14 protein-coding genes are annotated in these 13,604 nt (G+C 69.0%); 9 read left to right on the top strand and 5 right to left on the bottom strand.

Features of this window, described 5'->3' with window-relative positions; all coding sequences use genetic code 11:
• Positions 1–84: 84 nt before the first annotated feature.
• Positions 85–831, top strand: coding sequence for a class I SAM-dependent methyltransferase (locus ABD340_RS40305; protein WP_344596509.1), 747 nt, complete (start codon positions 85–87; stop codon positions 829–831).
• 15 nt (positions 832–846) lie between these two features.
• On the opposite strand, the gene ABD340_RS40300 is transcribed toward ABD340_RS40305, so the two are convergent.
• Both ABD340_RS40300 and ABD340_RS40295 read right to left on the bottom strand, forming a co-directional pair.
• Positions 847–1,683 carry a CDP-alcohol phosphatidyltransferase family protein gene (locus ABD340_RS40300; protein WP_344596507.1) on the bottom strand — a complete coding sequence of 279 codons (837 nt, stop codon included), beginning with the start codon at positions 1,681–1,683 and terminating at the stop codon, positions 847–849.
• Positions 1,684–1,769: 86 nt separating this feature from the next.
• Complete coding sequence (locus ABD340_RS40295) at positions 1,770–2,690, bottom strand: LysR substrate-binding domain-containing protein (RefSeq protein ID WP_344596793.1); 921 nt, start codon at positions 2,688–2,690, stop codon at positions 1,770–1,772.
• An 88-nt stretch (positions 2,691–2,778) separates the two neighbouring features.
• Between ABD340_RS40295 and cutA the strand changes: the two genes are divergently transcribed.
• A complete protein-coding gene (gene cutA / locus ABD340_RS40290; RefSeq protein ID WP_344596505.1) occupies positions 2,779–3,114 on the top strand; it encodes a divalent-cation tolerance protein CutA in 336 nt (111 codons plus the stop codon).
• Here the strand turns inward: cutA and ABD340_RS40285 are convergent.
• The gene (locus ABD340_RS40285; protein ID WP_344596504.1) at positions 3,077–4,414 is read right to left on the bottom strand and encodes an NsdA family TPR-like regulatory protein; all 1,338 of its coding nucleotides are present in this window, start codon (positions 4,412–4,414) and stop codon (positions 3,077–3,079) included. The two genes, cutA and ABD340_RS40285, sit on opposite strands and share 38 nt — an antisense overlap.
• 147 nt (positions 4,415–4,561) lie before the next feature.
• Between ABD340_RS40285 and ABD340_RS40280 the strand changes: the two genes are divergently transcribed.
• The 5 genes from ABD340_RS40280 to ahpD all read left to right on the top strand — a co-directional run bounded on the left by ABD340_RS40280 (position 4,562) and on the right by ahpD (position 8,181).
• Positions 4,562–5,008 (top strand): ATP-binding protein, encoded by a 447-nt coding sequence (locus tag ABD340_RS40280; RefSeq protein WP_344596502.1) that lies wholly within the window; start codon positions 4,562–4,564, stop codon positions 5,006–5,008.
• 220 nt (positions 5,009–5,228) lie between these two features.
• Entirely contained in the window at positions 5,229–6,083 is an 855-nt protein-coding gene (locus ABD340_RS40275; RefSeq protein WP_344596501.1) for a radical SAM/SPASM domain-containing protein, read from the top strand.
• Positions 6,084–6,102: 19 nt separating this feature from the next.
• Complete coding sequence (locus ABD340_RS40270) at positions 6,103–6,888, top strand: protein kinase (protein WP_344596500.1); 786 nt, start codon at positions 6,103–6,105, stop codon at positions 6,886–6,888.
• A gap of 196 nt (positions 6,889–7,084) precedes the next feature.
• Positions 7,085–7,642, top strand: a complete 558-nt coding sequence (locus ABD340_RS40265; protein WP_344596498.1) for a peroxiredoxin — start codon at positions 7,085–7,087, stop codon at positions 7,640–7,642.
• Positions 7,639–8,181, top strand: coding sequence for an alkylhydroperoxidase, AhpD family (ahpD, locus tag ABD340_RS40260; RefSeq protein WP_344596496.1), 543 nt, complete (start codon positions 7,639–7,641; stop codon positions 8,179–8,181). Before ABD340_RS40265 ends, ahpD begins: the two co-directional genes overlap by 4 nt.
• A gap of 60 nt (positions 8,182–8,241) precedes the next feature.
• Here ahpD and guaA read toward each other — a convergent pair whose 3' ends face one another.
• Positions 8,242–9,810, bottom strand: coding sequence for a glutamine-hydrolyzing GMP synthase (guaA, locus tag ABD340_RS40255; RefSeq protein ID WP_344596495.1), 1,569 nt, complete (start codon positions 9,808–9,810; stop codon positions 8,242–8,244).
• Positions 9,811–10,030: 220 nt separating this feature from the next.
• On the opposite strand from guaA, the gene ABD340_RS40250 reads away from it, so the two are divergent.
• Positions 10,031–11,083, top strand: a complete 1,053-nt coding sequence (locus tag ABD340_RS40250) for a zinc metalloprotease (protein ID WP_344596493.1) — start codon at positions 10,031–10,033, stop codon at positions 11,081–11,083.
• A gap of 12 nt (positions 11,084–11,095) precedes the next feature.
• Here the strand turns inward: ABD340_RS40250 and ABD340_RS40245 are convergent, their stop codons facing one another.
• Positions 11,096–12,688, bottom strand: a complete 1,593-nt coding sequence (locus ABD340_RS40245) for a succinic semialdehyde dehydrogenase (protein WP_344596491.1) — start codon at positions 12,686–12,688, stop codon at positions 11,096–11,098.
• Positions 12,689–12,934: 246 nt separating this feature from the next.
• On the opposite strand from ABD340_RS40245, the gene ABD340_RS40240 reads away from it, so the two are divergent.
• Positions 12,935–13,597, top strand: coding sequence for a TetR/AcrR family transcriptional regulator (locus ABD340_RS40240; protein ID WP_344596489.1), 663 nt, complete (start codon positions 12,935–12,937; stop codon positions 13,595–13,597).
• Positions 13,598–13,604: the final 7 nt, after the last annotated feature.

Raw genomic sequence — 13,604 nt, 5'->3', positions numbered from 1 at the left:
ACGCAGGAAAAGGCCAGGTCACAATCGGGACGCGGGCGGCGTCGCCGGTGGCGGCGGTAGGCCGCGATGCCGTCGGCTGGTGCCGTGGACACCATCGAGCTTCAGCGGATCGTCGAGGTCGAGGACGACAATTGGTGGTACCTCGAACGCCGCGCCATCCTCGCCCGGGAACTGTGCCGTGCCGCGGCGGCGGGGGCCGGCGCCCCCGGCCGGGCGGGTATCCCGGGGCGGGCGGTCGACATCGGGGCGGCGGGCGGCGGCAACACCCGCGTCCTGAAGGACCACGGCTGGCGGGCCATCGCCATCGACAACTCCCCGACCGCGGTGGACCTCTGCCTCGCCCAGGGCATCAACGCCTGCCACGGCGACGCCTGCTTCCTGCCGCTGCCGTCCGGGGAACTGGACCTGGCCCTGGCGCTGAACGTCCTGGAGCACGTGGAGGACGACCGCGCCGCCGCCGCCGAGATGGCCAGGGTGCTGCGGCCGGGCGGCGCCGCGCTGGTCGCCGTGCCCTGCGACATGGCCCTGTGGTCGGCGTACGACGTCGCGCTCGGACGCGTCCGCCGCTACTCCCGCCGCGCGCTCACCGACCTCCTCGAGGAGGCGGGCCTGGTGGTGGACGCGCTGTGGGGCTGGAACGTTCTACTGCGTCCGCTCGTCCGGCTGCTCCGCCACCGTTCCCCGCACTGCGAGGACCTGGCGCACCTGCACCCGCTCCTGAACGAGGCGCTGCACCTGGTCACCGTCATGGAGCGCTACCTGCCCCTCAAGTCGCGGCCCGGCGTGACCCTCTTCGCCCGCGCGCGACGTCCCGGCGCGTCCGCGTCCTGAGCGGCGCCCCTTCCGCTACGCGGCGGGGGCGGAGGCGGACCTGGCCGCCGCGAGCGGTTCCGGCACGAACCGCCGCACCGCATGGCAGAACCGCACGATGAGCGCGATCTCGAACAGCAGCAGCATCAGGCCCGCGACGGCGACGACCGGGAGGACGAACCCGGTGAGCGGCCCGACGATGAAGGCGGCCATCTGGAACTCGATGCCGCTGACCAGGTGCATGCGGATCCGGTGCCGCAGCAGGAAGTCGCGGACGCGCGCGTAGACGTGCCGGAGACGGGCGGCGGCACCGTCCCCGCGGCGGGGCACGGTCCCGACCTCGGGCGGCGTCCTCTGAAGCGCCGCGCCCAGCTCCGCCTCCAGCTCGCGCATCGCGCGGCGCGCCTTGGCAATCTGGGCGCCGTTCAGGTAGCGGAACATGTCGAGAGCGAGGATCGCGCAGGCCATCCCCCAGTAGGCGGCCTGGCCGGTGACCGTGTAGAGGCCGTGGGCGAGGGCCATCGCGCAGGCGCCGTCCCGCACCCGGTCGAGCATGAAGTCCAGCCAGGCGCCGAACGGCGTGCCCAGCCCCTTCAGCCTGGCGATCTTGCCGTCGCAGCAGTCCAGGACGAAGCCCGCGTGGTACAGCAGCGCGCCCAGCGCGAGCCAGCCCGGCGTGCCCTGGACGAAGCAGCCCGCCGCGCCGAGCCCGAGCGCGAAGGCGACCACGGTGATCTGGCCCGGCGTGACGGCCGTGCGCGCGGCCAGCAGCCGGGTCAGCCGGATCGCGAGCGGATCGACCAGGAGCACCGTCCACCACGCGTCGCGTTCCTTGCAGGTGGCGCGGACATCTCGCAGCGAGAACGTGGGCATGCGAGCCAGCATGGTGACCCGCCGCGACCGTCCAGGAGCAGATAGCGATCATCAGACCACCGCGTGACCCAGACTTGACGCGCCCCTCAATGGACGCGCACCGCGGTGGCCGCGTCGGTCGCGACGGCGTCGCGGACACTGGCGGCGAGAACGTCGAACTCCGCCGCGCGGGGCGAGGTCGTGCGGTACCCGATCCCGATGCGGCGGGACGGCGCGGGCGGCGCGAAGCGGTGCAGCCGCAGGTTGGGCGCGCGCCGCGTCTCCACGGGCAGCGCCGTCTCGGGGACGAGCGTCACCCCCAGCCCGCCCGAGACGAGCTGGACTAGCGTGGCGAGGCTGGTGGCGTAGGTCGCCGCCACGGCCCGCGCGCCGACCTGGCGGCAGACGTCGAGGGCCTGGTCGCGCAGGCAGTGCCCTTCGTTGAGAAGGATCACATCGAGTTCGTTCAGTGCGGCGCGCGGGAGGTCATCGCCCAGGTCGTAGGAGTCGGGGGCGACCAGGATGAAGTCCTCGTCGTACAGGGTTAGTTCGGTCACCCCGGGTAGCGGGGCGGGCAGCGCGATCACGACGACGTCGAGGCGTCCGGCGAGCAGCTCGGCGACGATCTGGTCGGTCTGCTCCTCGTGCACGGTGAGCTCCAGTTCGGGGAACTCGGCGGCCAGCCGGGGCAGCACGACAGGGAGCAGGTAGGGCGCCACGGTCGGGATGACGCCCAGCCTGAGCGGCCCGACGAGGGGCCCGCCGACCGCTCTGACCTCCTCGACCAGCCGGTCGAGCTCGGCCAGCACCCGTTCCGCGCGGCGCGCGACCCGCTCCCCCGCGGGGGTGAGCAGCACCCGGCGGGTGGTGCGCTCGACGAGGCGTGTGTTCAATGTCTCCTCGAGGGCCGCCACGGCTCCGGACAGCGCCGGTTGGCTCATCCGCAACGCGGCGGCGGCGTCCCGGAAATGCAGATGTTCGGCAAGGGCCAGAAACGCCTTGAGCTGGGCGACCGTCGGTCTACTGATAGCAAACTCCTATCACTGTGAAGCGATAGATCGATTTCTCATTTCACGATACCCGCGCCGACCGAGACCGTAGAAGTAGGGTCGGGGCATGACCCAGAGCCTCGAAGTCCACGTCACGGCGGGCAGCCGTGAGGAAGCTGAGAAGGTAGTCCAAGCTGCGGTCGAGGGACGATTCGCCGCCTGTGCTCAGATCAGTGCCCCGATCACGTCCACCTACTGGTGGCAGGGCAAACTGGAGCACGACGAAGAGTTCCTCGTCATCATGAAGACGACCGATGAGCGTCTCGACGAACTGGTGGCCAATATCAAGGCCAACCACTCATACGACACCCCCGAGATCGTTGCCGTGCCGATCGTCGGGGGTCTCGGTGACTACCTGACGTGGATCAAAGAAGAGACGGCGGCTCCGTCTTCGGACGAGTAGCGGCGTACTCGATTCGGAATTGGCCGGCTGACTGGGCCTTCGAGCCGGAGAGCTCGCCCACGACATGGTCTAGGCGGCCCCATCCCAGTGGGGCCGCCATGGCTGTGGTCGCCTCAAGCGACGATCGGGCGTACCGAACAGCCTCGGAGACGTCTCCGAGCCTAAAATGGGCCAAAGCCATGTCCGCCTGTACGACGCAGAGCTTCTTGATCTCCGTGTTGGGCCCCATGGAGGCCGCTACTCGATCACTTGCCTCCATGGCTCGTTCCTCCTCGCCGATACGGGAGTACACCGAGAGAGTCATGGAAGCAAATCTCGCCCGGTCGAGGAAGCAGGTCCAGGGGCGAACGTTGATGTTCGCGCCTTCATAGACCTCTTCGGCCTCTCTGATAGCCGCCAAAGCACCCCGCTTGTCTCCAAGAAGGGCCGACTCCTCTCCTTTTCGAGCAAGAAGCCATGCTCGGGTCGCTGGATCACCGTCTCCAAGACGATCGACGGCAGTGGAAGCCAGATTCACGCCGACACGATGGTTTCCGCCGGTCATATAGGTCTGGTAGCCAGTCATGCAAGCCGCGGAAGCTACGTCATCCGCCTGTTTGGCAGCGATTCCGACGAGACGGGCTTGTTCCTCGGCCCGCGCGCCGTCTCCCAACTCCCATGCAAACCAGGAAGCGAGCACAGCCGACTCGGCAGCCGTCACGGCAAGGCGCTGTCGCAACTCCTCGGACCGGTTCGTTTCCAATAGGGCGCTGATCTCCCCGATGTGGATCAGCAGGGAGGGATAGAGCTTCTTGGCGGGCCAATGTTCTTCGAGCCGATGGAGGCCTCTGGTTCGATCTTCCAGGTGCTTGACAGTCTCGCTGTCGGGACGGTTGGGGCCGGTGAGCGCCCTCATCAAGCGCTCAGCAGGTTCAAGTGCCGCAGGGCCCGCCACCGCTACCGCGGCGAGTTGCAGCAATGTTCGTCGGTCCACGCGCTGGTTGAGCCTTCCTACTGTCCAGGCCAGTACAAGCGGATCAACGAGGTCTTCCGTGCTGGCCACGAGCGGGGACTCGAACACCTCGGAGTACTTGGCGAGGAGACGCCGGTACAGCTCGGCGTAGACCGTGCCGACCGGCTCACCACGCTGATGAGCACGCACCCGCCGGGTCATCGAGTCGATCGATGACAGCTGTGCGCGCTCGCTTGGAGTTGCGACATCTCGCATCTCCTTCACCAAGAAGCGTTGTGACCAAATTTTCCGCTTTCGGAGCAGCCGGATCTTTTCCGCCAGCTCCATCCGGCTTCCATCATCGCTCATCGGAGCAACCCCCATCCGATCGCTCACCTGGTCGGCATCCGCTCACGTCCGCCTACGTCCATCATTGTCCCCTGGCAAGGGCGTCGTGTGTAGCGGATTCTTGCTGAGACGAAGCGAAATCCAACCCCCCGACTACGAGGACAGGCGATGACATCCGTGACAGCCATCAGACCGCCTCACCTTGAGTTGAGCCTGACAGTCGACCGCTCCGAGGTCAGTCGCGCGCGACGAGCTGCCGCCAGGGCTCTAAAAGACCTGGGTTATCCCGAATTGGTAGAAAATGCCCAACTCATCGTCAGCGAGTTGGTCACCAACGCCCTGCACCTGACCGATAACCGGCTCAGCCACCTGTCTCGCGATTACGTCGCCCAGAGCAGGGTGCGATTCCAGGTGCATGAGAACGACGGCCACCCGGCCGTCGAGGTCTGGGATGCCTTCCCGGACGAGATCCCGCTCGTGCTGTCTCCCGGCTCCATCGCGGAGCAGGGTCGGGGACTTCACATCGTCGCCCACCTCGCCAAAGAGTGGGGCTACGTCCTGAGGACCGACGAGATCCGCAGAACGTGGAAGTGCGTGTGGGCGGTCCTCAGATGAACGCCTTCGGATAGGGACTTTTCAAACCCGAGGAATCACGCTGCCCGGAGGTTCGTCCAAGCGGTGGCCCCAGGGTTTGGGCCCAACTCCCGACAAGGAGGTGATTCATCCGGCCATAGCCCAGAGAAATTGCTTCATTTGAGGGCCCTCTCTGGAGTCAGGAGAACTGGCTCAACAGGGACGGGAGCTCACGGCCCGACCAAATCGAAGGGACTGAGAAGTGACAGCGGTAATCGAATCCTCGTCGACACAAGTCATCCCTCCCTACGTCTCAATCGACCTCACCAGGAAGTGCCAACTCCAGTGCTCGCACTGCTACAACTCCTCCGGACCGGACGGTGACCACGGCACCATGAGCCGAGAGGACTGGATCAGGGTCATCAACCAAGTCGCCGCGATCGGCGCCGGTGAGGTCCGCTTCATCGGAGGCGAGCCCACCATGCATCCGGACGGTCCTCGCCTGGTCCGTGAGGCGCTGAGACTCGGCCTGCGAGTGGAACTCTTCAGCAACCTGGTCCGGATCCCCGACGAGTGGTGGGGGCTCTTCGGGCAGGACGGCGTCTCGCTCGCCACCTCCTACTACTCCGACGACCCCGACCGGCACAACGCGATCACTGGCCGTCGGAGCCACCAGCGGACGCGCGAGAACATTCGGAGAGCCGTAGAGGACGGCATCCCGATCCGTGTCGGCATCGTCGACATCGCGGACTCTCAGCGGGTGAAGGAGGCCAGGAACGACCTGAACTCCCTGGGGGTGGCGCGTATCCACACGGACCGGATCCGAGCATTCGGGCGGGGCTCCCAGGGACAGGCACCCGACATATCCCAGCTCTGCGGACAGTGCGGTACCGGGCGGGCAGCCATCGGCCCGAACGGAGCAGTTTCTCCCTGCGTCATGGCGCACTGGCTGCGCGTCGGCAACGTCCATGACAGCGACGTGGCCACTATCCTCAACGGCACCGCCATGGCCGAGGCCAACGCATCCATCCAGGCCGCGTCTCGGTCGCTCGACTGTGATCCCGATGGGGAGTGCAGTCCTGGACACCCCAGCGGTGGGTGCAGCCCGAGGACCTGAAGGACGGATCTCCTCTCCCATGAGCCCTCCCGGACCAGAGCTCACGCCCCTGATCCGCCGGCACACCGGCGACGTGGTTGAGATCAAGCCGTCTGAGCTGGGAGCCATGTCGGACCTGACGGCGCTGGTGGAGTGCGAGAAGGGGCCGTTCTTCGTCAAGGCGGTGCGCAACAGGCCGGGCGGTCGCCGCGACTCTCTGGTCCGGGAAGGGCTCATCAACCCTCACGTCCACCCGCTCTCCCCTGCCGTCCTCTGGCAGGCCGAGGACGACGACTGGATGGCGCTCGGGTTCGAGGTCGTTGAGGGGCGTCCAGCGGACTTCGGGCCGTCCTCGGCAGACCTCCCGGCTATCGTCGATTCGCTCAACCAGCTCGCCGATCTTCCCTTGCCGGAGATCGCCCACGGCTGGACAGAGACCCGCTGGGACCGATACGCCGATCCTCAGGACGTGGAGCGCTTCCGGGGTGACGCGCTGCTCCACGCTGATATCAACATCTGCAACCTGATGATCGGGGATGCGCTGTGGGTGGTGGACTGGGCGTGGCCTACCCGTGGGGCGGCGTTCATCGAGCCGGCACTCTTCGCGCTCCACTTGATTGCCGAGGGCCACACCGCAGACTCGGCTGAGTCGTGGGCCTCTGGCTGCACGGCATGGGTGGATGCCGCCCCACCCGCAATCGACGCCTTCGCGTTGGCCAACCAACGCATGTGGGACGACCTGTCTGGCCGTAGTCCCAACAGGCGGTGGATGAAGACGATGGCTGTGGCTGCTCGGAAGTGGACGGCTTACAGGGGCCTCGGTTAGGCGTTCACCCTCTGAGCTGGGCGACCGCCGGTCTACTGATAGCAAACTCCTATCGCTGTGAAGCGATGGATCGATTTCTCATTTCGGGCCACCTGCGGCAACCTGACTGCGCCGCCGGCCCCCGCCGTCCCATCGGCCGCGCCGGTCGCTTCCCACCCCAGAGGGTGTCAACTCATACAGAGATCAAGGAGCCTACGTGCTTACTGTCGGTGACCAGTTCCCTGAGTTCGAGCTGACTGCTTGCGTTTCACTCGACCCCGACAAGGCCTTCGAGACGATCAACCACAAAACCTATGAGGGTTGGAAAGTAGTATTTTTCTGGCCGAAGGACTTCACCTTCATCTGTCCGACCGAGATCGCCGAGTTCGGCCGGCTGAACGAGGACTTCGCCGACCGCGACGCCCAGGTGCTGGGCGCCTCGGTGGACAACGAGTTCGTCCACTTCGCCTGGCGCAAGGACCACCCCGACCTGCGCGAGCTGCCGTTCCCGATGCTTTCGGACCTCAAGCGGGAGCTCAGCGCGGACCTGGGCATCCTGACCGCGGACGGCGTCGCGCAGCGCGCCACCTTCATCGTCGACCCGAACAACGAGATCCAGTTCGCCATGGTGACGGCCGGCTCGGTGGGCCGGAACGTCAAGGAGGTCCTGCGGGTCCTGGACGCCCTGCAGAGCGACGAGCTCTGCCCCTGCAACTGGAACAAGGGCGAGGACACCCTGGACGCCGCCAAGCTGATGGCCGGCGGGACGCAGTGAGCGTCGACGCCCTGAAGAGCGCCCTGCCGGGCTACGCCAAGGACACCAAGCTCAACCTGGGCTCGGTCACCGGCACCTCCCAGCTGACCGACCAGCAGCTCTGGGGCACCGTCCTGGCCTGCGCGCTGGCCACCCGCAGCGCCCGGGTCATCTCCGAGCTGGCCGAGGAGGCGGGCGACAACCTGTCCGCCGAGGCGTTCGAGGCGGCCAAGGCTGCCGCGTCGATCATGGCGATGAACAACGTCTACTACCGCGCCACCCACCTGATCGGCGACGACGCCTACGCCACCCTGCCCGCGAAGCTCCGCATGTCGGTGATCGGGAAGCCCGGCGTGGCGAAGCTCGACTTCGAGCTGTGGTGCCTGGCGGTGTCGGCGATCAACGGGTGCGGACGCTGCCTGGAGTCGCACGAGAAGGTGCTGCGCGAGGGCGGCCTGTCCCGCGAGCTGGTCCAGGAGGCGCTGCGCGTCGCCGCGGTGGTCAACGCCACCGCCGCCACGCTCGACGCCGAGGCCGTGCTCGCCCCGGCCGGGGTCTGAGACACCGGCGGCCGAGGCACGCGGAGGCCCGGGTGAGAGATCACCCGGGCCTTTCGCCGGTTACTCCCACTCGATGGTGCCGGGGGGCTTGCTGGTGATGTCCACCACCACCCGGTTGATCTCGGTGACCTCGTTGGTGATCCGGGTGGAGATCTTCTGCAGCACCTCGTACGGCAGCCGCGCCCAGTCGGCCGTCATCGCGTCCTCGCTGGTCACCGGGCGCAGCACCACCGGGTGGCCGTAGGTGCGGCCGTCGCCCTGCACTCCGACCGACCGGACGTCGGCCAGCAGCACCACCGGGAACTGCCAGATGTCGCGGTCGAGGCCCGCCCGGGTCAGCTCCTCCCGGGCGATCGCGTCGGCCTCGCGCAGGATGTCGAGCCGCTCCCGGGAGACCGCGCCGATGATCCGGATGCCCAGGCCGGGCCCCGGGAACGGCTGCCGCCACACGATCTCGGCGGGCAGGCCGAGCTGCTCGCCCAGCGCCCGCACCTCGTCCTTGAACAGCGACCGCAGCGGCTCCACCAGCTCGAACCGCAGGTCGTCGGGGAGCCCGCCCACGTTGTGGTGGGACTTGATGTTGGCCGCGCCGGTGCCGCCGCCGGACTCGACCACGTCCGGGTAGAGCGTTCCCTGCACCAGGAACTCCACCGGCTCGGCGGCCGCCTCGCCGACGACCGCGCGCGCCGCCTCCTCGAAGACGCGGATGAACTCGCGGCCGATGATCTTACGCTTGGCCTCCGGATCGGTCACCCCGTCCAGCGCGGCCAGGAAGCGCTCCTGCGCGTCCACCACGTGCAGGTTGACGCCGGTCGCGGCGACGAAGTCCTTCTCGACCTGCTCGGCCTCGCCCTTGCGCAGCAGCCCGTGGTCGACGAACACGCAGGTGAGCTGGTCGCCGATGGCGCGCTGCACCAGCGCCCCCGCCACCGCCGAGTCGACGCCGCCCGACAGCGCGCAGATCGCGCGCTTGTCGCCGACCCGGGCGCGCACCGCGTCGATCGACTCCTCTGCGATGTTGACCATGGTCCAGCCGGGACGGCAGCCCGCGCCCTCGTACAGGAACCGGCGCAGGATCTCCATGCCGTGCTCGGTGTGCAGCACCTCGGGGTGGAACTGCACCCCGTAGAAGCCGCGGTCGGGGTCCTCCATGCCCGCCACCGGGGTCACCTCGGTGCGAGCGGTGACCTGGAAGCCCGCCGGGGCACTGCTCACGAAGTCGCGGTGCGACATCCACACCGCCTGCTCGGCCGGCAGGCCCGCGAACAGCGTGCCGGGGGCGGTCACGCGGATCGTGGCGGCGCCGTACTCGGCGACGTCGGAGTTCTCCACCGTGCCGCCGAGCGCCTGCGCCATCACCTGGTGCCCGTAGCAGATGCCGAACGTGGGGACGCCGAGGTCGAACAGGCCGTCGGGCGCGACGGGGGCGCCCTCCTCGTAGACCGAGGCGGGGCCGCCGGACAGGATGATGGCCTTCGGCCGCCTGGCGAGCATCTCGGCCGCCGGCATCGTGGACGGCACGATCTCGCTGTACACATGGCACTCGCGGACCCGGCGCGCGATCAGCTGCGCGTACTGCGCGCCGAAGTCGACGACGAGGACGGTGTCGAAGGACTGGTCTACGGCCACCAAGCAACGCCTTTCCATGGGTGGAGGCCTTCCAGTCTATGGGCGCCCGCTGCCTGCGACGATGCGCGGCCCCCGGGCAGGCGAGGGGCCGCCCGATGGTCACGCATTGTGTCTATTCAGTAACGTTCTGCCCATATCTGGGCCGTCGACCGCCGCAGGGCCGATTCGTTCTGATACCAATCAGTGACACTACGTGTTCGTTCGACTCCCGGGGAGTGCCGTGAAGCCGTTCGCCGCCGTCACGCTCATCGCCGCGCTCGTGCCCGCCGTACCGGCCGGCACGGCCACCGTCCAGGCGCCCCCGCAGGCCCCCGCACACGCCCGTGTCCCAGCGGCACGGCAACTGGCCGCCGCTCCCGGCTGCCCGCCGTCCGGCGCGCGGCTCCGCCCGCACGATCACGATCACGACGCGGACGCGCACGGGCATGTGGAAGCGCACGAACAGGGGCACGGGCGCGAACAGGGCCGCAACGACCTCACCCCGGCCGAGGCCGCGGCCGTCGAACGCGACCTGCGCGGCGTGCTCACCCGCCTCGGCCTGTGGCGGCCGGGGGCGTCCGCGCCGTCCCCCGCCGCCCGTCGTCGCACGGCGGCGACCGTCAAGGTCCCGGTGTACTTCCACGTCCTGCACAACGGCACGTCCGGCAACCTGTCGGACGACAAGATCCGGCGCCAGATCCAGGTGCTGAACGAGGTGCACGGCGGGAACTCGGGACGGGGCGCCAGGACGGGTTTCACCTTCTCGCTGAGCGGTGTGACCCGTACGAACAACTCCTCCTGGTACAGCGACCCGATGCGCCACGAGAAAACGTTCAAGCCCAAGCTCCACAAGGGCGGCGCGGGCACGCTCAACCTCTACAGCGCCAACATGGGCGATGACATGCTCGGCTGGTCCTCCTTCCCCTGGAAGTACAAGACCGAGCCCAAGATCGACGGCGTGGTGCTGCACCCCGACAGCCTGCCGGGCGGCCCGATCGAGAACTTCAACCTCGGCCACACCGCGACCCATGAGATCGGGCACTGGCTCGGCCTCTACCACACCTTCCAGGACGGCTGCGCCGGTGCCGGCGACCGCGTGGGCGACACTCCGGCCGAGCGCGACCCCACCAACGGCTGCCCCTCGGGCAAGGACACCTGCCCGGCCACCGGGATGGATCCCGTCAACAACTTCATGGACTACGGCTTCGACACCTGCATGCACGAGTTCACCAAGGGCCAGGCCGACCGGATGCACCTCAGCTGGAAGGCCTACCGCACCTCGTCCGCGCGGTGAACGCGACCGCCGCTATTTGAGGCGCAGCCGCTTCATGGTCTTGATGCCGGCGGTCATGAAGTCGGCGAACCTCGCGTACGACAGCGAGCCGGGCGGTTCCAGGTCGGCGAGGTGCTGGCTGGCGATGGTCTGCGGCTCGGTGAACCGCAACAGCCCCTCCGCGCCGTGCCGGCGGCCCACCCCGGACTGCTTCATCCCGCCCATGGGCGCGTCGTAGGAGGCGAACGCGGCACCGAAGCCGTCGTTGACGTTGACCGTCCCCGCCTTGATCCGGGCGGCGACCCGGCGGCCGCGCGCGGCGTTCCTGGTCCAGACGGACGCGTTGAGGCCGTACTCGGTGTCGTTGGCGCGCTCGACGGCCTCCTCCTCGCCGGCGACCTTGTAGATCGCGACGACGGGGCCGAACGTCTCGTTCGCGCACAGGTCCATGTCGCCGGTCACGTCGGTGAGGACGGTCGGCTCGTAGAACAGCGGGCCGAGGTCGGGCCGGGCCTTGCCGCCGGCCAGCACGGTCGCGCCCGCCGCGACGGCCTGGTCGACGTGCCTGGTGACCGCCTCCAGCTGGCGCGGGTAGGTCAGCGAGCCCATCTCGACGGCGAAGTCGAGGTCGGCGCCGAGCCGCATGTTCCGCGCCAGCTCGGCGAAGCGCGGCACGAACCGGTCGTAGACGTCGGCGTGCACGTACATCCGCTCGATGGAGATGCACAACTGGCCGGCGTTGGTGAAGCAGGCGCGCAGCGCGCCGCGGGCGGTGCGCTCGACGTCGGCGTCGTCCAGCACGATCATCGGGTTCTTGCCGCCCAGTTCCAGCGAGTAGCCCACCAGGCGGGGCGCGACCTTCTCGGCGATGGCGCGGCCGCCGCGGGTGGAACCGGTGAACGAGACGTAGTCGGCCTGCTCGATCAGCGGGTCGCCGATCTCGGCGGGCTCGCCGACCACGATCTGCCATAGGTGGCGCGGCAGCCCGAGCGAGACCAGCAGGTCCAGCACCCACAGGCTGGACAGGCAGGTCTGGGTGTCCGGCTTGTGGATCACGGCGTTCCCGGCCATCAGCGCGGGGGCGATGTCGCTCGCGCCGAGCGCGAACGGGTAGTTCCAGGGCGCGATCAGGGCGACGACGCCCTTCGGGTGGCGCAGTTCCTGGACGCGGGTGAGGCCCGGCGCCATGCCCTGCCGCCGCTTGGGCTTGAGCAGGCCGGGGGCGCGGCGCGCGTAGTACAGCGAGCAAAGCGCGACGTCGAGGAACTCCTCCAGCGCGTGCCGGCGGGCCTTGCCGGTCTCGATCTGGATGATGTCCAGGATCTCGTCGCGCCGGTCGACGAGGGCGTCGGACAGGCGCAGGAAGGGCTTGGCGCGCTCGCTCGCCGGGAGCCTCGCCCAGGCGCGCTGGGCCTCCCGGGCGCGTTCGTGGGCGCGCCGCACGTCGTCGGCGCCGGACAGCGGGACGGTGGCGAGGTCCTCGCCGGTGAACGGGGTGGGGATGGTGGCGGATTCCGGGCCGCCCGGGGCGCCGCCCGCGACGATGTGGGACGTCAGCCGCTCGATCAGGGGGAGGGGGAGCCGATGCGCCGCCGCGCCTGGGGCGGGAACGGTCGGGGATGCCATGCGAGCAGACTAAGACCCGCGGCCATATCTGGCTACCCGCAAGTAATATTCGCAGGTCAACAACCTTTTCCGAGGACGCGGCACCGGGCGGATTTCCACAACTCGCGGACCGACCGCCCCCTTCCGGTGTATTCCGGAAGGTGAACGGAAACGCGAATGGACCGAGCGGTGTGGGATCGGCCGGTCCGGGGTGTCCGCCGCCGCCCCGCCCCGGCCCGGCCGTCCCCGTGCGAGAAAGGCGATTCCATGATCGACGCCCAGTACAGGGGCGCCGACCCGGACGAGGGCGGCAAGAGGAACACCAGCGGCAGCACGGGCAGCGGCACGGGCCGGCAAGAACGCCGCGAGCGCACCAGGACGGCCCTGCTCGGCGCCGCCCAGCAACTCTGGGCCGAACACGGCATCCACGGCGCCTCGCTGGACGACATCGCCTCCGCGGCGGGGCTGACCAAGGGCGCCGTTTACTCCAACTTCACCGGCAAGACCGACCTGCTGCTGGCGCTGCTCGAACGCTGGACGAGCGCCGGGCTCGGCACCGAGACCTACGCCGAACTCGGCGAGTCCGGCGGCTCCCCCGAGGATCGGTTCGAGCGCGCCGGGCACGCCTACGCGCACCGCATCTCCGGTGAGGGCGCCCGGCTGCTCGCGCTGCTGCTCGTCGAGTTCTGGCTGTACGGCATGCGCGACGACGCCGCCGGCGCGCGGATCTCCGGCTGGTACGCCGAACGCCGCGCCGGCCTGGCCGAGCACCTGCACGAGGTGGACGGCATCGCCGCCCCCGACCGGGCCGCGCTGGCCCTGGCGCTCGACTTCGGCCTGGCCATGCAGCACCTGGTCGACCCCGACCGGGTGCCCGCCGAACTGTACTCGCACGGCATGCGCCTCGTCCTCGGCAAAGCCCTCGCCTGAGCCGCCG

Origin of the sequence: Actinomadura vinacea (genome assembly GCF_039532545.1) — a bacterium.
In the GTDB taxonomy this organism is placed as follows: Bacteria; Actinomycetota; Actinomycetes; order Streptosporangiales; family Streptosporangiaceae; genus Spirillospora; species Spirillospora vinacea.
The sequence above is the reverse complement of the archived record's forward strand: the minus strand, read 5'-3'. Positions and strand labels throughout refer to the sequence as shown.

Coding starts and splice junctions, on each gene's coding strand:
- ABD340_RS40280 (WP_344596502.1), top strand. CDS start 4,562: ATGACATCCGTGACAGCCATCAGACCGCCTCACCTTGAGTTGAGCCTG.
- ABD340_RS40245 (WP_344596491.1), bottom strand. CDS start 12,688: ATGGCATCCCCGACCGTTCCCGCCCCAGGCGCGGCGGCGCATCGGCTC.
- ABD340_RS40240 (WP_344596489.1), top strand. CDS start 12,935: ATGATCGACGCCCAGTACAGGGGCGCCGACCCGGACGAGGGCGGCAAG.
- ABD340_RS40285 (WP_344596504.1), bottom strand. CDS start 4,414: ATGAGCGATGATGGAAGCCGGATGGAGCTGGCGGAAAAGATCCGGCTG.
- ABD340_RS40300 (WP_344596507.1), bottom strand. CDS start 1,683: ATGCCCACGTTCTCGCTGCGAGATGTCCGCGCCACCTGCAAGGAACGC.
- ABD340_RS40270 (WP_344596500.1), top strand. CDS start 6,103: ATGAGCCCTCCCGGACCAGAGCTCACGCCCCTGATCCGCCGGCACACC.
- cutA (WP_344596505.1), top strand. CDS start 2,779: ATGACCCAGAGCCTCGAAGTCCACGTCACGGCGGGCAGCCGTGAGGAA.